We start from the raw sequence: 20,369 nt of genomic DNA, 5'->3' as shown, positions 1-20,369 counted from the left end.
ATTCCAGCTTTTTTCCTGGGTAAAAAAGAACGTCCGGAACAGTTCGTTCCAGACGTACAGCAGGTGGCCATGCTATGCTTTTGGGAAATATTCGTTCCAGCGTTTGTCGACCAGTGCCGAAATTTCCGGCAGTGTCTCTACTTCATCCGGATAGAAAGGCTTCATCCGCGCATCGACGACCAGCGGCCCTTCATAACGGATTTTGTTGCGGACAATCGTCGATTTGGCGTACAGATCGTGGGCCGGGTCGAAGCGAGTGAACACGGTCCACAGGAAGCTGCTTTGCTTCTCGGCAATTGCCGCATCATCCACGATGCAGATCATCGGCCAATCCGCGAGATGTTCGTTGAGATAGGGCAGCAGCTCTTCGCCCAGCTCCGGTCTATCGTGGAAGCTCGGCCCGGAAATGACCAGACATCCGGGGCAAAAAGCGCGAATATCAGTCATGCCCGGAATGCCTTGCCCTTTGTACTCGCGCGGCAGCTCACGGACCGGATCGCCGATGCCCAGCATGATCCCTTTGGAGCCGTGGTTCAGCTTCCGTCCCGTATAGTCCAACGTATCGTTCGACGTATCGTTGACGATCAACAGGTCGCGCTCCGGCTGGAAGCGGGCCAGGATGATTTCGAGAAATTGCTTGAAGTTGCCGAGGTCACATGGCTCATCTGTCACCATCAAAAACTTGGTCAAGGTGAGCTGGCCTTCTCCCATGATGCGGAAAGCGTGTGCCATCGCTTCCTTATAGTAGCTCTCGCGCACAATCGCGCCGGCGAGCGCGTGGAAGCCTGTCTCGCCATATGTCCAGAGCGCCTTGACACCCGGCATGACGACCGGGAACAGCGGAGAAAGCAGTCGCTGCAAGTATTCCCCGATGTAGTAGTCCTCCTGACGCGGCTTTCCGACGACAGTTGCCGGATAGATTGCGTCCTTGCGGTGCCACATTTGCTTCACGTTGAACACCGGGAAGTCATGTGCCCAGGAGTAATAGCCGAAGTGATCGCCAAAAGGCCCCTCAGGCCGTCTGATGTGCGGCGGAACTTCTCCGGCGAACACAAACTCGGCTTCTGCAACGATGCGGTGCGGATGGTTCGGCACCTCTGTCATTTTCAGCTTGTCGCCCATCAACAGCGAGGCGAAAACCAGCTCCGGCACCATTTCGGGCAGAGGAGCGATGGCGGAGACGATCAGGGCAGGCGGGCCGCCGATGGTCAGCGTAACAGGCAGCGGCTGGTTTCGTTTTTCCGCTTCGTGGTAGTGGAAGCCGCCGCCTTTTTGAATCTGCCAGTGCATGCCTGTTGTGTTTTTGTCGTAAATCTGGATGCGGTACATGCCCAGGTTGTGCTCTTTTGTATCAGGGTGCTCTGTATACACCAAAGGCAAGGTGACGAACGGACCGCCATCCAGGTGCCAGCTGGTCAGGGCAGGCAGCTTGGTCATGTCGACATCGGTTGTGGCAATTTGCGTCACAGGCGCTTGGGAGGCAGGCACGGTTTTGGTACCCGTGCGCATGACTTCCAGGAGCGGCTGGCGCAACTCCCACAAGCCGGAGAGTTTTGGCGGCAACAGCTTGTCCATCCCGTGCACCAGGCTGCGGACAACCGCCTCGGGCTTAGGCCCAAACGCCATGTCGACCCGCTCTACGGTACCGAACAGGTTCGTGACCACGGGAAACGATTTTCCTTTTACATTGGTGAACAAGAGAACAGGTCCGCCCTCTTCAATCACTCTGCGATGAATCTCGGCCAGCTCCAGATAGGGATCGACTGGTGCGTCAATCTCCACGACTTGTCCGGCGCGGCGCAATTGTTCTATGAACGAACGAAGGTTCGCGTGCATCTGTAGATACCTCCACATCCCCGTAATTCCCTTTTAACTGTACACGAACAATAGCAATGAAGCTACCTTTTTATCCGCTCGGGATGGTAAGATGAAGCTGGAGGTGAGCGATTTGTGACCACAGCCGGAAAAGTATTGTCTTTGCAAACGAGAATGATCTTGCTGATTACCATCGGAATTATTTTGATTATTTCGTCAGTTGGTGCCGTGTTCTCGTCCATCGTGGCCTCGTCGATTGAGGAGCAGATCGGGAAAAGGGCGCTGAGCGTAGCCAAAATCGTCGCCCACGACCCCGAACTGCGCCAGGCTTTTCAAAGCAGCTCGCCGTCCGAGCTGATCCAGCCGATTGCAGAAAACGTTCGGCTGCAAACCGGAGCGGAATTTGTCGTCGTCGGCAACCAGGACGGCATCCGCTATTCGCATCCGCTGCCTGACCGCATCGGCAAGTCGATGGTCGGCGGAGACAATGAGCCGGGACTGATCTATGGCCAATCGTACATTTCCAAGGCGATTGGGAGCTTGGGTCCATCCTTGCGCGGCAAGGTGCCGATTCGCGACGACAATGGCGCGGTGATCGGCATCGTGTCGGTCGGTTTTTTGCTGGAGGACATTGAGGAAGCCATCGACGATTATCAAGAAAAGGTTTTCCTCATCACGCTGATCGCGCTCGTCTGCGGGATTGCTTTTGCCATCGGGCTGAGCCGCTATTTGAAAAGGCTGACGCTTGGGCTGGAGCCGGAAGAAATCGCCGCTTTGTACGTGGAGCGCAACGCCGTTCTCGAATCCGTCCGGGAAGGAATCGTCGCGATTGACCGGAACAGCGAGATCACGATGATGAACAAGGCCGCGATCCGCATACTCGAATTGCCGGAGGAAGACATTCACCGCAAGCACATTTTGGACGTGCTGCCGGATAGCCGCATGCCGGAGGTGTTGAAAACGGGGGAACAGCAGCTCGACCGTGAATCGATCACGAGCGGCAAAGAAATTATCGTAAACCGCCTGCCGATCAAGCTGGGAGACAAAATCGTCGGTGTCGTCAGCAGCTTTCGCCCGAAGTCGGAGATCGACAAGCTGACCTCGGAGCTGTCACAGGTCCGGCGCTATGCCGATGTGCTGCGCGCCCAGACGCACGAGTTTCACAACTTGCTGTACACGATCTCCGGACTGTTGCAGCTCGGCTCCGTACAGGAGGCGATTGAACTGATAACGAGCGAGACATCGGCACAGGAAGAACTGCTCTTGTTCGTGGCAAGACGAATTCCGGACCCGATGATTGGCGCCCTTTTACTGGGCATGCACAACCGGGCCAAAGAACTGAAAATCCAGCTCGTGATCGATCAGGACAGTCATCTTCAAGTGCTGCCGGCACATATCAACCGTCAGCAGGTGATCGTGCTGCTCGGCAATTTGCTGCAAAACGCGCTGGAAGCGGTTAATGATGCAGCCGTTTCGCAAAAGCGCGTGGACGTTTATCTGGCGGATACGGAAGAAGAGCTGTTGTTTGAAATTGCCGATTCCGGGCCGGGGGTGCCCGATGAATGGCGCGAGAAAATTTTTGCCTACGGTTTTTCGACGAAAGCGGGCGAGGACCGGGGACTTGGTTTGGCAAAAGTGCGCGGAATCGCCGAGGAGATGGGCGGCTACATTGTCGTCGGAAAAAGCGACTGGGGCGGCGCGCTGTTCACCGTTTCCTTGCCGAAAGAAGGGAGAACTGGCAGTGAAGAAGCTTGAAGTGCTGATCGTCGAGGACGATTTGCGGATTATCGACATTAACCGAAGATTCGTGAACAAGATCGAGGGATTCGAAGTGATTGCCACTGCCACCAACGGCAGTGACGCCAAAGAGCTGCTCGCTGTCACGCGTCCCGATCTGGTGCTTTTGGACGTGTATTTGCCCGATATGCTGGGCACCGAGCTGGTCTGGTACATCCGCCAGCACTATCGCGAGGTCGACATCATCATGATTACGGCCGCGAAGGAGATGGAGATGGTCCAGGAAGCGCTTAGGGGCGGCGTTTTTGACTACATCGTCAAGCCGCTCGTCTTCGAGCGTTTCCGCGAGCGGCTGGAGAGCTATCGCGCCCATGTGGCCCGGACGAAAGCGGCGACAGAAGTCGATCAGGATGTCATCGACCAGATGCTGACCAGGCGGCCGCTCAACCCAAAACAGCGCGAGTTAGCCGTGCCAAAAGGCATTGACCAGCTGACCCTGGAAAAAGTCATCGCGGCGATCAGGCAGACAGGCGACAAAGGCGTCTCCGCAGAAGAGATCGGCCGCGAGATCGGCACCAGTCGGACGACAGCCCGCCGCTATCTGGAGCATCTGGTGCAGGAAAAAAAGGCGAGGGCCGAACTGATTTACGGCAGTGTCGGCAGGCCAGAGCGAAAGTACCGTTTTTTGCCAGAGCGGGCATGAACAAAATGAACAAAAAGTTGTTAATTTTCTAAAAGTATATTATATTCGAAAACTATCCCCGAAGGACCCGGCATGATACGTTAATGGCAAGCGTGATACCGCTTACAAAAACGACGGGTTCGAGGGGGTTTTTTGTTTGAAAATGAAAAAAAGTGCACTCATTGTTTTGTCTGCTTTCTTTACGCTCGCGCTGGCCGCCTGTGGCGGGGCGAACAGCAGCTCGTCCGGCTCGGGAGCGCAGCCGGCGTCTACGGCATCCAGCTATCCGGAAAAGCCGATTGTGTTCGTCGCTCCATCCGGGGCAGGCGGAGGCTGGGACAAGACAGCCCGCTCGCTTGCCAAGGTACTCGCCGAGAGCAAGCTGGTGACGGAAGCAATTACGGTAGAAAACAAACCAGGCGGCGGCGGGACCGTCTTCATGGCGGAATACGTCAGCAAGGACAAAGGCAACCCTTACAAGCTGTTTGTCAGCTCTCCGCCAATTCTCATCAACCATAACAAAAAAGAGGGGAACAGTCCGTTCGGCTTCCAGCATGTGACGCCGCTGGCGCAAATGACGAAAGATTTCGGCGCCCTGGTCGTGCGCGCCGACTCGCCGTACCAGGATATGAAAAGCTTTTTGGACGATTTGAAAAAAGACCCGACAAAAATGACGCTGGCTGGCGGTTCGGCTCCGGGCTCGATGGACCATCTCGTCAGCGTGTTGCCAGCAGCCAAATACGGCATCGACCCGAAAACGGTCAAGTACGTTTCCTATGACGGCGGCGGAGAAGCGATTGCGGCGCTGCTCGGCGGCAATGCCGACATGATCGCGACCGATGCCTCCGGCGTAGGCGAATACGTGAAGGCAGGCAAGATTCGCGTGCTCGGCGTCACGTCAACAGAGCGGATGAGCGGCGATTTGAAAGACGTTCCGACTTTGCAAGAGCAAGGAATCGATGCGACCTTTACGATCTGGCGCGGTGTATTTGGTCCGGCTGACATGCCTGCGGATGCCAAAGCGTATTGGGACGCCAAATTGAAAGAGCTGTCGGAGAGCGAGGCGTGGAAGAAAGAGCTTGCTGCAAACGGCTGGGAGAGCGAATACAAGGACGCGGCGGCCTTCACGGCGTTCTTGGAGGAGCAGGATCAGCTCGTAAAAGAACTGTTGAACTCGCTTGGCATGGCGAAATAGGGAGAGGGCACTCCTCTCCTTTTTCCCCGCTTTTTGCGGCACGTGTCCAATTTTCCATGTGGAGAAAACGACGCGACCGAACGCTCCCTTATCGAAAAAGGAGGTACGTATGAACGTTAGGTTTGATCGGTACGGCAGTATTGCTTTTGCGCTGGTGGGGGCATTTTTCATCGCGGAGAGCCAGCATATCTCGACGAGTGCATACGGCAGTCAGGTCGGGCCGAGCATGTTTCCGTTCGGCTTGGGCATCTTGCTGGTCCTGCTCAGTCTGCGCCTGTTTTACGAGACGTTCCAGGCGAAATACCGTGCTGCGGGACAAGCCGTTGAAAAACTTTTGTACAAACGATTTCTCCTGATGCTCGCAGCGACGGTGCTGTATGTCCTGCTGCTGGAGCCAATCGGGTATGTGATCGCTACGGCTCTGTTTCTTTACGTCACGTTTCTGGTCATGGGCAGCAAAAGCCAATGGCGATCGGCGGTTGTCTCCTTGCTGTTTTCCGTCGGTGTTTACGTGGTGTACGTGCAACTGCTGAAAGGAACGCTTCCAGGCCTTCCTGCCTGGCTCGGCGTCTAGGGAGGGATCGAGATGGGTACGCTGCAATATTTGGCTGATGGATTTCAAATCGCCTTTCAATGGCACAATCTGGTTTACGCGTTTATCGGAGTGCTGATCGGTACGGCTGTCGGGGTGCTGCCTGGCATCGGTCCGATGAGCGGTGTGGCGCTGCTGATGCCGGTGACAGCCTCGCTGACGGCGGGTCTGCCGCCCGAGATGGCGGCGGCGAGCGCCCTGATCTTGCTTGCGGGCGTGTACTACGGCGCGATGTACGGCGGCTCTACCACGTCCATTTTGCTAAATACACCGGGCGAATCTTCGTCAGTCGTCACGACCTTGGACGGGTATCAGCTTGCGAAACAGGGGCGGGCAGGAGCGGCGCTGTCGATTGCGGCCATCGGCTCGTTTGTGGCCGGGATTGTGGCGCTGGTGGCGCTTGTCTTTCTCGCCGATCCGCTCTCTGACCTCGCGCTGCAGTTCGGGCCGGCGGAGTATTTTTCGCTCATGCTGCTCGGTCTGTGCGCCGTGAGCGGACTTGGCGGCAAATCCATGACGAAGGCTTTGATGATGACAGTCCTTGGGCTTTTGCTGGCAACGATCGGCATCGACAACGTATCGGGAGTGGCCCGGTTTACCTACGATATTCCCGATCTGTACCAAGGGTTGGAGTTTTTGACAATTGCAGTCGGTTTGTTTGCGCTTGGCGAGGTTTTCAAAACGATTCTGGAAAATGACCATTCTTCACAGGAAATCATCAAGGTCGACCGGATTTTGCCGACCAAAAAAGACTTGAAAGATAGCGCCGTTCCCATCGTCCGCGGTTCTTTGCTCGGCTTTTTCATCGGCGTATTGCCCGGAGCAGGTGCGACACTGGCCTCATTCTTTTCCTATGTCATGGAGAAAAAATGGAGCAAACACCCGGAGCGTTTCGGAAAAGGCGAGATCGCCGGAGTAGCAGGGCCGGAATCTGCGAACAATGCCGCTTCCGGAGGCGCCATGATTCCGCTGTTGACGCTCGGAATCCCTGGATCAGGGACAACGGCGATTCTGATGGGGGCGCTGCTCATGTACAACGTCCAGCCAGGGCCGCTTTTGTTCAGCGATCACCCGCAGATCGCCTGGGGATTGATTGCCAGCATGTTCATCGGAAATCTGATGCTGCTCGCCCTGAACATGCCGCTCGTCAAAGTGTTCGCCAAAATCATTGAGACGCCGCCGCAATATTTGCTCCCGATGATTATTGCCATCTCCGTATTTGGCGTCTATGCGGTGCAAATCAGCACGTTTGATCTCATTTTGCTCGTGATATGCGGAATTCTCGGCTACTATTTGAACAAAAACGACTTCCCGCTCGCTCCGCTCGTGCTCGGGCTGGTACTCGGCCCGATGATCGAAAACAACATGCGCCGGGCGCTGACGACGTCCAACGGAGACTTCTCGATTTTTTACACGAAGCCGCTTTCTGCCGTTTTTCTGTTGTGTGCGCTGGCCTGGCTCGTCGTGCCGCTGGTGTTGAAGCGACGGGGAAAACAAGTCGTGATTAACGAAGAAGCATAAAGCTTTACACGCTGCTTGACAGCGCTCCTCTCTCCCCCTATCATAGGAAAAATTGCGGGAAGCTGTACTGCTCGGGCAAGCGGGCAGTACAGGGAAGGGGAGACGAACATGTTAGCAATCGAGCCTGTCACACTGGAAGGAAAGCTGGTCAGACTGGAGCCGCTCCGTCTGGTGCATACGGATGGCATTTTTGCCGCCGGTGCTTTTCCGGAGATCTGGTCGTACATGTCGGTCGAGATTCAGACGCGCGATGACGCGCAAGCTTTTATCGAGCAAGCCATGAAAAACGAGGCAGCGCAAACCGAACTGCCTTTTGCCATCATCAATCGCGCAGATGGTCAAGTCATCGGGAGTACGAGGTTTCTCGCCATTTCTCGCAAGGATCGCGGACTGGAAATCGGCTTCACGTGGCTGACGCCTGCCGTCTGGAAAACCGCTGTCAATACAGAGTGCAAATGGCTTCTGTTGCGTCACTGCTTCGAGCAGCTCGGATGCATCCGCGTCCAGTTGAAAACCGACTCGCGCAACCTCAACTCCCAGCGCGCCATCGCCCGCATCGGCGGCATCCGCGAGGGTGTACTCCGCAATCATATGGTCATGCGGGACGGATATATCCGCGATTCGGTTTACTTCAGCATCCTCGACCGTGAGTGGCCAGCCGTGAAAGAACGGCTGGAAATGTTGCTGTTTGGTGAATAAAAGGGCGGGGCGATTGTAGCGGGAAACTTCCATGTGTACAATAGGAATGAACCTTGTGGGCAAATGGGTTCAGAAAAGAGGGTATGCATGAGACTTCGCCTCTCACCAACCGGCTGCGTACTGCTCGCCGGGGATCTGATCGCCTTTGTACTGTTTGTGTACTATGGAAAGCTGGCACATAATCTGCCAGTTACGTTTCTTGGAATATGCGAGACGTTGGCTCCGTTTTTGATTGGCTGGATCATCGCAATACTGGTTTTTCGCACCTATGCAGAACGCACCTGCTCATCCTGGGGGCGGCAACTGGTCACAATGCTGTTCAGCTGGACGCTTGCGGCGCCGATTGGCCTTTTGATCCGTTCCTGGTGGACGGGTGTGCCAATGACGCTCATTTTTTCCGGCGTAACGTACTTCGTGACCTTGGCTTTTCTGCTTGGCTGGCGTTTGCCTTTCGCGCTGTTCCACGCTTTATGGAAGCGGACCAGGCAAGAGACCGTTCACTAATAAACCGTCCCAAATTGGTTACGCTATCCTGTGAATGACGACAGGAGGTGAATCATTTGGGCAAGAACAACAACAGCAAGGACCTGGGAAAAAACCGCGGGAAAACGCTCGATCACAACGATCAGAACACGAACCTGCGCCAATCCCACCACAACGACCGAAACGAGGGTACGGGCAAAGACCGCTGAGCTTTCAGCGGTTTTTCTGTTTTCATCAGCCAGGCCTGCACAGCAAATGGTTCGATTCCGGACGAGTTGTGTTATAATAGGTTTTGTTTTTCAAGCGAGTGGAGGGGAAAAACAGTATGACGGAACCGATGCATGACGTACAGCCGGTGACTATGTCGTCACAGGCGTTTTTGATTTTGTGTCGACTTTACGACGGATGCTATGACGAGTTGAAGCAAAATGAACAGTTTCGCGAGCTGATTGAGTCCATCGGGGATATTCTTTTGGCCGGAGTGGAAACTCTGGAGAAGCAAGAGACGAAGCCAAAGACGATTACGTTTCCGCTGACAGTGCAGCAGGCGTTTTTCGTGCGGAGGCTGATCGTGGAGCTGCTTGCGCAAGCACCTGATGGCAATGACGACAAGACGACGCAATGGCTGCAGGAATGTCTGACGGCGTTGTCCGGGGTCGGTGCTGCGGCAGGTGCCAAAGCAGATGCGAACTAGCCGGGAGCTTCACGTCATTACGAGCGGCAGGCAAACGCTCGAAGAGGTACTGCGGATGGCTGAAGCAGCGTATGCCGGAGGGATGGACTACCTGCATATTCGCGAAAAGCAGCGAACGGCCAGAGAATGCATGGACTGGGTTCGGGCTTTGGCGAATGTGGTTCCGCTATCGTGCCTTTTGGTCAATGATCGGGTCGATGTGAGTGCCGCGTCAGGCTGTGCAGGCGCACATTTGGCGTATCACAGCCTGGAGGTTGGCGATGCCCGGCTGGTTTTGCGGCGGGAACAAAAAATAGGTCGCTCCGTCCATTCGTATTTGGAAGCAGAGCAAGCAGTGGCAGCAGGGGCAGACTATTTGATGTACGGACATATTTTTCCAAGCGGCTCCAAACCGAACCTCGCGCCGAGAGGGACGGGCGAGCTGATGAAAATAACAGCAGCGTGGACGGTTCCCGTGATCGGACTCGGCGGGATTACGCCGGAGCGGACTGGCGAAGTGCTCGCTGCAGGCTGCGCAGGCATTGCCGTACTATCCGGAATCACCGACGCAACAGATGCGCAGGCGGCCGCTTTGGCTTATCGCGAGGCGTTGGATCGCTGGGAGGGGAATGAAAAGTGAAAGACAGGCAAACACTTCGGGAAAAGATGGGCGTTTACTTGGTGATCGGCAGCCAGGATTGCGGATTTTCCAGTGAAAAGACCGTCGAGATCGTTCGCGAGGCGCTCGCGGGCGGAGCAGGCATCGTGCAGTTGCGGGACAAAGGCAGCAGGCTGACTGCGGAAGAGCGCCATGAACTGGGGCGGCAGCTCCAGCAGCTGTGCCGCGAAGCACAAGCCTTGTTTTTCGTCAACGACGATGTGGAGCTGGCTGTGCGGCTGCAGGCGGACGGGGTACATGTCGGACAGGACGACATGCAACTGGCCCAGGTGAGAGAAAAGGTAGGCGAAGCGATGTACGTCGGCGTGTCAGCAGGCACGGTGGAGGAAGCGCTCGCAGCCCGAAACGGCGGTGCAGACTGCATCGGGGTAGGAGCGATGTTCGCTACATCTTCGAAGGCGGATGCGGGCGAGCCAATCGGTCCCGAGGGACTTCGCGACATCCGTGAGGCTGTCGGCAGCGACTTGCCGATTGTGGGCATTGGCGGGATCACCCTGCAAAACGCCGGGCAGGTAATCAACGCCGGAGCCGACGGCGTAGCTGTCATCAGCGCCATCAGCCGGGCTGACTCGCCCAGAAAAGCGGCACAAGACTTGCTGCAGATTGTACGATCGATCTAGCACGGACAACCAGACGAATACATATGGTAGGGTAATCTTACTCATTCACGAAGGAAACCGATACTGGCGATCAAAAGGAGGTGGAACCGATGAAAAACCGGATTTACCGGATCGGATACGAATGGGTCAGCAAACGGGAATTGCTTGAGCGACTGAACTTGCACGACTGTATCCTGATCGAGCATAAACGGCTCCAGCCGCCCCCGGACGATCAGGATACCGAATTGCCGCCGGAAAAAGAAGTCCATGCTGTCCTGATTCGCAGTCAGCGACGTCCGGGCGAATGGGTGACGTTCAACGGGCTGTACGAGATTCAAACCCGCGAACCGATTCCGTGGATTGATTCTCCTCTGGAGTATCACCAGTTCGGGACGGAGTTGATTCCGGGAAACATCCGCCGGGAAAAGGCCCCCCAGGCCCGGATTCCGGCGAGAACGAAGCTGCAGATTGCGGCGGTGCGTCAGGATACGGTTTTTGTCACCGTGCCTGGACATCCTTCGCGGCGTTATGAAATGTCCCTGGCTCATGCGCGCTTCGCCAAAGATTTTCCGACCGAGCTGGAGATGAAGCTGCAGGTGTATGCGTTTCCACCGCGCCACGACATCTTCGTCGACTGGCTTTTGAAGGAAGGGCGGAAAACCGGCATTATCACAAGGCCGAATCAGGAGAGGGTGGAGCGATCCGCTTTTCAAGTATGGGACGACTTGCGCAAGGAGTACGGGCTTAGCGTCAGCGCCGCCTTGCTTGCGATCAAGCAGGCGCTGATCGTGCTGGACCGGGCAGGTGTGGAGACCGATTTTCCTTATCCGGTCCAGGAGCGGTCGGACCTTTCCTTGTTCAGTGAAACGGAGCGCGACGCTTTTTACTCGTACCAAGCCGTGCGCTGTGCCATGGCGGCTGTCGCTGCACTTTTGACGGTCGATCCCAAGGACCCGCTGCAGGACACCTTGCTGATGGATATTATGCTGGAGCAGCAGCTCAACCGCAGACGTGACTGAAGCGTCAGCGGTTTTTTGTTTTTCGCGCTGTGGTGTATAATAGAAGGGAAACCTATTTGAAAAAGGATGTGGACAAGCATGTACGTATCCATGAACAGATTGAAAGTTCCTGCCGATTACCAGTCTCACCTCGAACGCGCCTTTGGCGGGGGCGGCGAGGGGATGAAGGAAGTTCCGGGCTTTTTGGAGTTTCTCTTCCTCGCACCGACAGAAGGTGACGAATACATCGTCTTCACAAAGTGGACAGATGAACAGTCGTTCCAAAACTGGACGCAGAGCGAAGCATTCAAGCGCGCACACGCCGGAACGAATCCAAACAGCCCGGTCAAGTCAGACTTGCGCAATTACATCGTAAAAGCTCATTCATAGCAAAAAGAAGCATTTGTCGTTTCGGGGCAAATGCTTCTTTTTTTAATCGTTGATGGATAAACATTTTTTACCAAATCAATGCATGATCGTGATATGATAATAGAAGATGGGCATGCCGTTTCAAGTGATTTTTGGCTGGGAGAAACTTCTGCAAAACGAACGCCAGCAGGATCGACTGCGTGGCGATCATCTCCCTGATTGTTGGACACACTGCTTTACATCATCTCGATTTTGTGTCCATAATATTATCATACATAGTTGAATGAAGGCCTCAATGAAGCAAGAAGAAAAGGAGTCAGAGCGTTTTGAAAAATCGAATAAGTAAGTATCTTACTCATTTGGCCCCTGCTGCAGTGGCCAAAACGTTTACTTTTCTTTCTGAAAAATACGATCACTCTGCTTCGCTTCTGGGAGACCGCGCACATACTGAGGCTTTGCTTGTTCAACTGCTCATTCGCTGGGCAGAAGTGGTGGAATCTAATGATCCAACAACGGCAGAACAAGAAATTAATGAAGTCGCGTACAAATGTTTGCATCATGGACTGAATTTGGCGACGCTGGTGCAGTTCCTGCGAGTGTGCCGGGACAGCATTGTCGAGCAGATGAACAACAACTCTGCCTTGCTGGTGAAAAGTGAAGCGGAGCAGCTTGAGCTTTTACGAGGACAATATGCGTTTTTTCAGGCGACGGATCAGCTGATTGCCCAGATCGTGAGCGTCTACAGTCAGGAAAATCGCCCGCCAAATTACAGGCAAAATACGAGTGGAGTCTTGGAGCGGAAACAAGAGGAGCAAATTGCTCTGCTTGCCGAACAAGAGCTGGTCCAAATGGTGCTGCACTCCAGCGACATCGCCGTTTTGATGATTGATCGCTCGCTGAAAATTATCCAAGCCAACCATGCGTTGTGTCAACTGTTTGGGTTCAAACGCGAACAAATCATCGGCCAAAACATAGACGAAGTTTTTAAACAGAACGAGAACGAAAGGTTTGTCCAATGGGTCATTGAACGCGGACAGTCAGGTCATTACATGGCCGAATACCATGCCAAATGGACGACGGTCAGCACCAGTCCGATTTACTACATGGGCGAGATGTGGGGAGCAATCGCTGTTTACCGGAATGTTACCGAGAGCAAACGATATGAAGAAGAGCTGAACAAGCGGGAAGCGTTGGCGGCTGTGGGCCAGCTTGCCGCAGGGATGGCGCATGAAATCCGCAATCCGCTTACCTCGATCAAGGGCTTCATTCAACTCTTGCGCGAGCAGGGAGGGGCGGGACGCAGCGATTCCTACTTCTCCGTCATTTTGACGGAGATCGAACGCATCGACGGGTTGTTGAACGACGTGCTCGTTTTGGCCCGGTACAGGGACGACAAAATCGTTTCCGAACGTTTTCTCGTACTGGACGAGCTTTATGGCGTCATTCGTTTGCTGGAGCCGGAAGCCAATCGCAGGGGGATCAAGCTGGAGCTGGACATCACTCCTGGCGATTGGTATGTGTTCGGGTACCGTTCGCGCATCAAGCAGGCGTTTCTGAACATCATGAAAAATGCGTTCGAAGCTGTGCTGACTCAAGGCAGCGTGGTGCGTGTCACCGTTTACGGCTCCATCAGCCAGGTCGTCATCATCGTGGAGGACAACGGACCGGGACTGAGTTCTGCCTGTCTGGAAAATTTGTTCGTGCCTTTTTTTACGACGAAGCAAGAGGGTACCGGACTTGGGTTGTCCACGACGCAACGCATCATCGCGGATCACGGCGGCGAAATTTTTGCCGACAACTCGCCCCGATTGAATGGGGCGCGCTTCGAAATCCGCTTGCCGCTTTCCACTACTACAAGCACATGAAGATAAGAAACGCAAAGACGGAGCGAACCTTCCGTCTTTTTTCATGGCTTCATCCGGGAAAAAGGTATATATCCAATCTGCACCTGCGCCAAAAGGCACGGTGTCACTGTGGTGGAACAGATAGGAGTAGGTGTAAAGTCCTCTGATCGGAAAAAGTTGCAAGTCTTTCGAATCAAAATATTTGCAACTCGTTGTCAAACCGTGTCGTTTGGTGGAATAATTTACAAAAAGGCTGAACGGAGTTGAACGTAGAGTGATCCGGATGTTGCACAAAAATGAAAAGAGGTGGAGCTATTGGGAAGCGTGGTATGACGAAAAGAATCGGCAGTATGTGGTGAACTACGGTCAGGTAGGCGAAAGTGTCGATCATTATACGATCGTCGCCGAGCAAATCGAAGGGAAACCGGCGCATGTGCTGCAAAACTGGGCGGAAGAAATGAAGGAAAAGGGCTATGCCGAGCTTGCACAAGAGGATATGCAGAAGCTGGTAGTGAGCTTTCAGCACTTGTCGGAAGCGGATGTGGAGATGCGGTATGCTATCGAGGAGCTGCTGGATGAATGTCTTGGCAAAACCGGGAACGGACATAGCGACGGTGGAGACGACAGCGAGGAAAATCTTGCGGTCATTTGCCGCGTGCTCGACATTGACAAGGCAGTCGCCGCCGTCCGGGAAGCCATGTCTGCCGCCCGATTGCTGGATGGCCTGGCAATCTGGGTCCTGCAGGACGACGGCACGCGAGTCTCGCTCGATTGTACTGCCTGAAACGTTTCGCTACTTCACGATTTTGAGCCGGAGGGCCTTGGCGACAGCCTGTGTGCGGTCCTCGACGCCCATTTTTTGCAAGATGCGGTGAACGTGTGTTTTCACCGTGCCTTCGGATATAAACAAGTTTTGCGCGATCTGATCGTTGCGATACCCGTAGGCGATTTGCTGCAGGACGTCCAGCTCGCGGTCTGTCAGCTCATCGAGCAAGGCGGAAGGAGCGGCAGCGTGATCGGAAGCGCTGCGCTGAACCTGCAAGGCTTCTGCCAGCGCCTTGGCTGCCGTCACGGTATGAAAAAGAGCTTCCCCCTGGAAGGCTCTGCGGATCAGGTCGAGCATCTCCTGCGAGTCAGCATCCTTCAGCATATAGCCGACAGCGCCTGCGCGGATTCCTTCGACCACGTAATTGTGGTTGTCAAAAGTGGTGAGGATCAGGACCTTGACGGCTGGATGTGCGTTCATGATCTTCCTCGTAGCTTCAATTCCGGACATTTTGGGCATCTGCACGTCCATCAGCACGACGTCTGGCGCGATTTTTCCTACCAGCTCCACGGCTTCCTCTCCGTCAGCAGCTTCCCCGACGACCTCCATATCCGGCTGCATCTGGATTACGTATCCCAATCCCTGGCGAATCATGTTCTGGTCGTCTACGAGGATCACACGAATTTTTTTCGCTTGGTCTGTCATGTTCGCATGCCCCCTTCTTTTTCCAAATGTTCCAGCGGCAATGTTACATCGAGTCTGAATCCATGCGGTTCCTTGGCAAAATAGGACAGGGTGCCGTTTAGTTGTTTGATGCGCTCGGCGATGCCCGTCAGTCCGAACCCAGGCTTGATTTGATCCTGCGGCGTGATGTCACCGTCGTCCTGGATCGACAGGAAGAGAGAGTTTTCCCGCTGCTCGATCAAGACCTGGATTTCTTTTGCGTTGGAATGGCGCAGCGTATTGGTAACGGCTTCCTGTAAAATTCGGTAAAAGGTGATCGTCAGCTCCTGGGACAGCGGAATATCCAGTTCGGAGGACAAAAGCTCCATCTTGATCCCTGTATGCTTTTGCGCCTGTGACAGCAAAGCCCGCAGCGGCGTGAGTCCCAGCGATGTTTTGTCCATGGCGAGCGTATGCACGGAGGTGCGAATTTCGTCCAGGCTTTGCTTGGCTACGCTGAGCATGTTGCGCACGGCTTCCTGCGCGTGCTCCGGTCCGTCCTGCAGCATGTACTTTAGCGCGTGGAGCTGAACGATCAGCGAGGTCAGACTGTGACCCAGCGCGTCGTGAATGTCGCGGGCAATCCGCGTCCGTTCCTCAAGAACCGCTACCTGCAGCGAGTGCAAGGCCGCTTCCTGGAGCTGGGAATGCGCTTCCTGGAGCTCGGTATGGGCTTGTTGCAGCTCCTTCAAATGGGCCTGATTCGTTTTGTACGCCTCGTTTTGAATCCGGTATCCTCGCGCTCCGATATAGCAGCCGATATACGTCAGGATAAACGGAACGATATGCGGAAAAGTGAGGATGTCGTAACAATACAAAAACAACGTGGTACACGTGCCAAAAAAGCTTGCGTAAGCCAGCGCGCGCCGTCCTTCGATGTAAAAGCCGATAAAGACGGCGAGCGGCAGCATCATCCCGAAGCCTTCTCCCCCGGCGAACATGCCTTTTAAGAGAGACATCGTGCCCAGCAAAACCGTCGCTAGTTCAAATTGGTACGGCTTCCATTTCCTTTTGGAAATCCAGAATACCACAATGTAACAAAAGAATAGTACAATCGTAAGAGAAAACTGTAAGGGAGTCTCGCGCATGAAAGAGCTTGGCAAAAGGGCCAGCACAATCAAGATGGAGAACCAGATGATGAGCAAACGTTTTTGAATCGCCTTTATACTCAGTTTCAGCAAAGAGATGTCCTTCTTTCTCTGACCGGATACTCATTTATTTTCATTCTAGCATGGGGTGTCGTCTATCTCCAGATAGACACCGCAGGCCGGGAAATCAACCTGCTGATAGACTTCACTACCCAAGACTATAGGTAGAATAAAGCTTGGCTAATAAAGATGTAGATGGGTCATGTGGGATAGTGAGGGAGGCTTTCATGAAAGAACTGATTCAGTTGGCAAAGCTCCTGAAAGAAGCGAGCGCCTTGTTTGCATCCATTTCCAAAAAGGAGCTGGACAGCAGCGATCTTAACTGGCAACAGGTGCTGATTTTGGAACAAGTCAGCAACGGTTCAAAAACGATGGGGGAGATTTGCAAGGCTGTCGATCTTCCGTACAGTACCACTTCAGGATTAATCAACAGGCTGGAGCAGGAAAATCTGGTGCGCCGTTTTCGGGACCAAACGGACCGCCGAATCGTGTGGGTTTCCTTGACGGAGCGGGTGTCTTCCCAACAGGAATTGAAGCCGGAAGATCCTCACGCGATCTCATCTCTTCATGCGCTGCAACGATTGTTCTCCCAAATGAAAGAAATAACAGGCTAATTGTCGCTTTCGGCAAATGGCAAAGCCGAAGGGGTACGATTAGCCATGTCAAGTTTTCCAGAAGAGGTGAGTAGATTTGAATCTGTCTGAACTCTCGATTAAACGCCCGGTCACGATGATTATGCTGACCGTGGCCATGCTGATTTTCGGTTTCGTCTCCTTGCCTCGCTTGGCGATTGACCTGATGCCGGATCTTAATTTTCCGGTTGCGGTAGTCGTCACGTCTGTTGACGGGGGATCGCCCAGTGAGGTAGAAAAACTGGTGACAAAGCCGATAGAAAATGCGCTGGGAACTGTTTCCAACCTGGACAGCATTTCATCCGTATCCATTGAAGGGGCCTCGCAGGTCATCCTCATGTTTAACTGGGGAACGGATCTCGACCAGGCCTCGCTCGATGTGCGGGAAAAGGTCGATCAGGTGAGAGGCATGCTCCCTGATTCCGCGCATGCGCCGCGCGTATTGCGCATCGATCCGAACAGTCAGCCAATCATCCAGTTTGCCGTCACAGGCGAGCAGGATGTCAACCAGTTGAAAAAGCTGGCGGAAGACATGATCCAGTCGCGGCTGGAGCGGATTGACGGCGTTGCGGCTGCTTCCATCAGCGGCGGCCAGGATAGAATCGTCGACGTCATCGTCGATCCGGCCAAGCTCTCCGCGTACGGGCTGTCCCTGGAGCAAATCCAGCAGGCGCTTGCAAGCGGCAACCTGTCTGGCTCCGCCGGTTCCGTCCGTGAAGGGGACAGCAACATGAACATTCGCGTTCAGGGTGAATTTGCCAGCGTGGAGCAAATTGCGCTGACGCCGATTTCGGTAGGGGAAAACTCCATTCGCCTGCGCGATATTGCCGAAGTCAGAGATACGCTCGAAGACATTACGCAGCTCAGCTACGTTAACGGCAAGCCGAGCCTTGGTATTTCGATTACGAAAGCTTCCGGCGGAAACACCATCGAGGTGGCCGACGAGGTCAAAGCAGAGCTGGAGAAGATCAAGGCGGATTTGCCAGAACATGTGCAAATTACCACGACGCTTGACACCTCGACATACATCAAAGATTCGATCTACACAACGGCGGAGCACGCTCTGCTCGGTGGACTGGTCGGGATCATCCTGCTGTTCTTCTTCCTGGGCAGTCTGCAGTCGATGCTGATCGCGGTTATCGTTTTGCCTGTATCCATCGTCGCGACCTTCCTGCTGATGTACATGACTGGCCAGACGATCAACCTGATCTCGCTGTCCGGTTTGACACTCGGTCTGGGGTCATTGATTGACTTCGCGGTCGTTATGCTGGAGAACATCTTCCGCAAGCGGGAGGAAGGAAAAGGCATGATGCAAGCCGCGCTGGAGGGCTCCAAAGAGGTCGGAACAGCCGTAATGGCCTCCGCCCTGGCGCAAATTTGCGTATTCTTGCCGATTGCCCTGACGGAAGGGATTGCTTCCGAGCTGTTCGGACCACTGGCTTTGACAGTCGTGTACTCGCATATTGCGGCACTCGTCTTCTCGATTTTGCTCGTGCCGATGCTCAGCTCGCGCATTTTGAAGAAAGTACCGAATCATGCGAATCACGAAAATTATCGTGGCATTAACCCGGTGACTTGGTTTAACATCGGATTTGGCAAAGTGGAAAAAGGCTATCAAAAGCTGCTGGCATGGGCTTTGAACCACAGAAAAACAGTGATGTTCACCTCCATCGGTATGATGATCGGTTCGCTTGCGCTGACGCCGATGATCGGGGCGGAGTTCATTCCGAGCATGGACCAGGGCCAGATTTCCGTATCGATCAAGATGCCGAACGGAACCGTTCTCGAAGAAACAGAAAAAGTGGCCAAACAAGTAGAGGACATTGTGAACAAAGTGCCGGAAAAAGACATTGTCGCAACATCGATCGGCAGCAGCGGTTCGCCGCTGGCCAGCACCTTGACCTCCAATCAGGCAAAAATCACGCTGCTGCTCGTCGACGTGACCGAGCGTAAACGTTCCTCAAACGACATCGTCCTGGATTTGGAGCAGCAACTGAAAATGATTCCGGGGCCGGAAATCAACGTAAGCGCGGCACAAGGCATGTCGATGGGCTCGCCGATTGAGCTGACCGTGCGCGGTGACGATCTGGACGTCCTCAAGGACATCGGTTCGATCATCAAGGGTGAGATCGAAAAAGTACCGGGTACGCTCAACGTCACAACCAGCCTGGAAGCATCCAGACAGGAATTCGAGATCAGAGTCGACCCGGAAAAAGCGAGCATGTACGGTTTGTCGACCGGACAGATTCTCTCCAGTGTCCGCACGGCCTTCCAGGGGCAGACTGTCACGAAGTATCGTACTGGCGATGACGAGATTGACATTAACCTGAAGCTGCCTGAAAATTATCAGGAAGACATCAACTACCTGAACAACTTGCGGATCGCTGCGCCAGGCGGGGCACAAGTCGCGCTGTCTTCCGTTGCTGCCATCAGCAAGGTGGACGTGCCGCTGACGATCAACCGTTCCAACCTGACGCGCGAAGTGAAGATTACGAGTGACCTGGCAGGTCGTGACCTGAACTCTGTCACACAGGAGATTACGGCCAAGCTGAACAACCTGAATCTGCCAGACGGTTACAAACTGGAGTTTGGCGGACAAAGCCAGGACATGGCTGAGTCGTTCGGCAGTCTCGCACTGGCTATTGTTCTCTCTGTTGTGCTTGTGTACATGGTCATGGCAGGGCAGTTCGAATCGTTCTACAGTCCGTTTATCATCATGTTCTCGGTTCCGCCGACGATTACAGGGGTTCTGCTCGGACTGTTGATTACCGGAACGACGATCAGCGTATCTGTATTGATCGGGTACATCCTCCTGATCGGTCTGGTCGTGAACAACGCCATCGTGTTGATCGACTACGTGAACCAACTGCGGGCAAAAGGCTGGGAGCTGCGTGATGCGATTCTCCATGCCGGACCTATCCGTCTGCGTCCGATTCTGATGACGACGATGACGACCATCCTCGCGATTGGACCGCTCGGTTTTTCCGGTGGATCGGGTACAGAGACACAGGCTCCGATGGCCATCACCGTTATTTTCGGTCTGAGCTTTTCGACATTGATTACCCTGATTTTGGTTCCGGTCGTCACCTCGTGGTTTGACGATCTGGGCAAAAAGCGTCGCGAAAGACGCATGAAACGGAAAGAAAAGAAACAAAAGAAAACCGTTCCCGCTTTGGAATCGTAAGAAGCGTTTGTGGGATGAGGAGGGACATTC

The 20,369-nt window shown here is 54.2% G+C and carries 20 protein-coding genes; 17 read left to right on the top strand and 3 right to left on the bottom strand.

Annotated features, from left to right (window positions below):
• Positions 1 to 72 precede the first annotated feature (72 nt).
• A complete protein-coding gene (locus tag AAFJ72_RS11930) occupies positions 73 to 1,836 on the bottom strand; it encodes a UbiD family decarboxylase (protein WP_432774133.1) in 1,764 nt (587 codons plus the stop codon).
• 153 nt (positions 1,837 to 1,989) lie between these two features.
• Here AAFJ72_RS11930 and AAFJ72_RS11925 point away from each other — a divergent pair, with 153 nt between their 5' ends.
• The 15 genes from AAFJ72_RS11925 to AAFJ72_RS11855 all read left to right on the top strand — a co-directional run bounded on the left by AAFJ72_RS11925 (position 1,990) and on the right by AAFJ72_RS11855 (position 14,670).
• Positions 1,990 to 3,570: an ATP-binding protein gene (locus AAFJ72_RS11925; RefSeq protein ID WP_432777183.1), complete on the top strand. Its 1,581-nt coding sequence runs from the start codon at positions 1,990 to 1,992 to the stop codon at positions 3,568 to 3,570.
• Entirely contained in the window at positions 3,557 to 4,255 is a 699-nt protein-coding gene (locus AAFJ72_RS11920; protein WP_432774132.1) for a response regulator, read from the top strand. Before AAFJ72_RS11925 ends, AAFJ72_RS11920 begins: the two co-directional genes overlap by 14 nt.
• 142 nt (positions 4,256 to 4,397) lie before the next feature.
• Positions 4,398 to 5,429 carry a tripartite tricarboxylate transporter substrate binding protein gene (locus AAFJ72_RS11915; RefSeq protein WP_432777182.1) on the top strand — a complete coding sequence of 344 codons (1,032 nt, stop codon included), beginning with the start codon at positions 4,398 to 4,400 and terminating at the stop codon, positions 5,427 to 5,429.
• Positions 5,430 to 5,538: 109 nt separating this feature from the next.
• Positions 5,539 to 6,003 carry a tripartite tricarboxylate transporter TctB family protein gene (locus AAFJ72_RS11910; protein ID WP_432774131.1) on the top strand — a complete coding sequence of 155 codons (465 nt, stop codon included), beginning with the start codon at positions 5,539 to 5,541 and terminating at the stop codon, positions 6,001 to 6,003.
• A 12-nt stretch (positions 6,004 to 6,015) separates the two neighbouring features.
• Positions 6,016 to 7,542, top strand: coding sequence for a tripartite tricarboxylate transporter permease (locus AAFJ72_RS11905; protein ID WP_432774130.1), 1,527 nt, complete (start codon positions 6,016 to 6,018; stop codon positions 7,540 to 7,542).
• Positions 7,543 to 7,650: 108 nt separating this feature from the next.
• A complete protein-coding gene (locus AAFJ72_RS11900) occupies positions 7,651 to 8,241 on the top strand; it encodes a GNAT family N-acetyltransferase (RefSeq protein ID WP_432774129.1) in 591 nt (196 codons plus the stop codon).
• Between the two features lie 87 nt (positions 8,242 to 8,328).
• Entirely contained in the window at positions 8,329 to 8,745 is a 417-nt protein-coding gene (locus tag AAFJ72_RS11895) for a DUF3054 domain-containing protein (protein ID WP_432774128.1), read from the top strand.
• Between the two features lie 56 nt (positions 8,746 to 8,801).
• Complete coding sequence (locus tag AAFJ72_RS11890; protein ID WP_281274250.1) at positions 8,802 to 8,933, top strand: hypothetical protein; 132 nt, start codon at positions 8,802 to 8,804, stop codon at positions 8,931 to 8,933.
• Positions 8,934 to 9,049: 116 nt separating this feature from the next.
• Positions 9,050 to 9,418: a hypothetical protein gene (locus AAFJ72_RS11885; RefSeq protein WP_432774127.1), complete on the top strand. Its 369-nt coding sequence runs from the start codon at positions 9,050 to 9,052 to the stop codon at positions 9,416 to 9,418.
• The gene (locus tag AAFJ72_RS11880) at positions 9,408 to 10,037 is read left to right on the top strand and encodes a thiamine phosphate synthase (RefSeq protein ID WP_122906276.1); all 630 of its coding nucleotides are present in this window, start codon (positions 9,408 to 9,410) and stop codon (positions 10,035 to 10,037) included. Before AAFJ72_RS11885 ends, AAFJ72_RS11880 begins: the two co-directional genes overlap by 11 nt.
• On the top strand, positions 10,034 to 10,696 hold the full coding sequence (gene thiE, locus AAFJ72_RS11875; RefSeq protein ID WP_432774126.1) for a thiamine phosphate synthase: 663 nt from the start codon (positions 10,034 to 10,036) through the stop codon (positions 10,694 to 10,696). Before AAFJ72_RS11880 ends, thiE begins: the two co-directional genes overlap by 4 nt.
• A gap of 89 nt (positions 10,697 to 10,785) precedes the next feature.
• Positions 10,786 to 11,694, top strand: a complete 909-nt coding sequence (locus AAFJ72_RS11870) for a hypothetical protein (protein WP_122906278.1) — start codon at positions 10,786 to 10,788, stop codon at positions 11,692 to 11,694.
• A gap of 78 nt (positions 11,695 to 11,772) precedes the next feature.
• Positions 11,773 to 12,063, top strand: a complete 291-nt coding sequence (locus AAFJ72_RS11865; RefSeq protein ID WP_122906279.1) for an antibiotic biosynthesis monooxygenase family protein — start codon at positions 11,773 to 11,775, stop codon at positions 12,061 to 12,063.
• Between the two features lie 305 nt (positions 12,064 to 12,368).
• Entirely contained in the window at positions 12,369 to 13,907 is a 1,539-nt protein-coding gene (locus AAFJ72_RS11860) for a two-component system sensor histidine kinase NtrB (protein ID WP_432774125.1), read from the top strand.
• 262 nt (positions 13,908 to 14,169) lie between these two features.
• Positions 14,170 to 14,670, top strand: coding sequence for a hypothetical protein (locus AAFJ72_RS11855; RefSeq protein WP_432777181.1), 501 nt, complete (start codon positions 14,170 to 14,172; stop codon positions 14,668 to 14,670).
• A 9-nt stretch (positions 14,671 to 14,679) separates the two neighbouring features.
• Here AAFJ72_RS11855 and AAFJ72_RS11850 read toward each other — a convergent pair whose 3' ends face one another.
• On the bottom strand, positions 14,680 to 15,357 hold the full coding sequence (locus tag AAFJ72_RS11850; protein ID WP_432774124.1) for a response regulator: 678 nt from the start codon (positions 15,355 to 15,357) through the stop codon (positions 14,680 to 14,682).
• On the bottom strand, positions 15,354 to 16,556 hold the full coding sequence (locus AAFJ72_RS11845; protein ID WP_432774123.1) for a sensor histidine kinase: 1,203 nt from the start codon (positions 16,554 to 16,556) through the stop codon (positions 15,354 to 15,356). Before AAFJ72_RS11845 ends, AAFJ72_RS11850 begins: the two co-directional genes overlap by 4 nt.
• A 194-nt stretch (positions 16,557 to 16,750) precedes the next feature.
• Between AAFJ72_RS11845 and AAFJ72_RS11840 the strand changes: the two genes are divergently transcribed.
• Together AAFJ72_RS11840 and AAFJ72_RS11835 are read left to right on the top strand one after the other, a co-directional pair.
• Positions 16,751 to 17,137, top strand: coding sequence for a MarR family winged helix-turn-helix transcriptional regulator (locus tag AAFJ72_RS11840; RefSeq protein ID WP_432774122.1), 387 nt, complete (start codon positions 16,751 to 16,753; stop codon positions 17,135 to 17,137).
• 76 nt (positions 17,138 to 17,213) lie between these two features.
• Complete coding sequence (locus AAFJ72_RS11835) at positions 17,214 to 20,339, top strand: efflux RND transporter permease subunit (protein ID WP_432774121.1); 3,126 nt, start codon at positions 17,214 to 17,216, stop codon at positions 20,337 to 20,339.
• Positions 20,340 to 20,369: the final 30 nt, after the last annotated feature.

The sequence above is a fragment of the Brevibacillus gelatini genome, assembly GCF_050920745.1.
GTDB lineage: Bacteria > Bacillota > Bacilli > Brevibacillales > Brevibacillaceae > Brevibacillus > Brevibacillus gelatini.
The sequence above is the reverse complement of the archived record's forward strand: the minus strand, read 5'-3'. Positions and strand labels throughout refer to the sequence as shown.

Coding starts and splice junctions, on each gene's coding strand:
- AAFJ72_RS11930 (WP_432774133.1), bottom strand. CDS start 1,836: ATGCACGCGAACCTTCGTTCGTTCATAGAACAATTGCGCCGCGCCGGA.
- AAFJ72_RS11925 (WP_432777183.1), top strand. CDS start 1,990: ATGATCTTGCTGATTACCATCGGAATTATTTTGATTATTTCGTCAGTT.
- AAFJ72_RS11915 (WP_432777182.1), top strand. CDS start 4,398: ATGAAAAAAAGTGCACTCATTGTTTTGTCTGCTTTCTTTACGCTCGCG.
- AAFJ72_RS11910 (WP_432774131.1), top strand. CDS start 5,539: ATGAACGTTAGGTTTGATCGGTACGGCAGTATTGCTTTTGCGCTGGTG.
- AAFJ72_RS11905 (WP_432774130.1), top strand. CDS start 6,016: ATGGGTACGCTGCAATATTTGGCTGATGGATTTCAAATCGCCTTTCAA.
- AAFJ72_RS11900 (WP_432774129.1), top strand. CDS start 7,651: ATGTTAGCAATCGAGCCTGTCACACTGGAAGGAAAGCTGGTCAGACTG.
- AAFJ72_RS11895 (WP_432774128.1), top strand. CDS start 8,329: ATGAGACTTCGCCTCTCACCAACCGGCTGCGTACTGCTCGCCGGGGAT.
- AAFJ72_RS11885 (WP_432774127.1), top strand. CDS start 9,050: ATGACGGAACCGATGCATGACGTACAGCCGGTGACTATGTCGTCACAG.
- AAFJ72_RS11880 (WP_122906276.1), top strand. CDS start 9,408: ATGCGAACTAGCCGGGAGCTTCACGTCATTACGAGCGGCAGGCAAACG.
- AAFJ72_RS11870 (WP_122906278.1), top strand. CDS start 10,786: ATGAAAAACCGGATTTACCGGATCGGATACGAATGGGTCAGCAAACGG.
- AAFJ72_RS11865 (WP_122906279.1), top strand. CDS start 11,773: ATGTACGTATCCATGAACAGATTGAAAGTTCCTGCCGATTACCAGTCT.
- AAFJ72_RS11855 (WP_432777181.1), top strand. CDS start 14,170: ATGTTGCACAAAAATGAAAAGAGGTGGAGCTATTGGGAAGCGTGGTAT.
- AAFJ72_RS11850 (WP_432774124.1), bottom strand. CDS start 15,357: ATGACAGACCAAGCGAAAAAAATTCGTGTGATCCTCGTAGACGACCAG.
- AAFJ72_RS11840 (WP_432774122.1), top strand. CDS start 16,751: ATGAAAGAACTGATTCAGTTGGCAAAGCTCCTGAAAGAAGCGAGCGCC.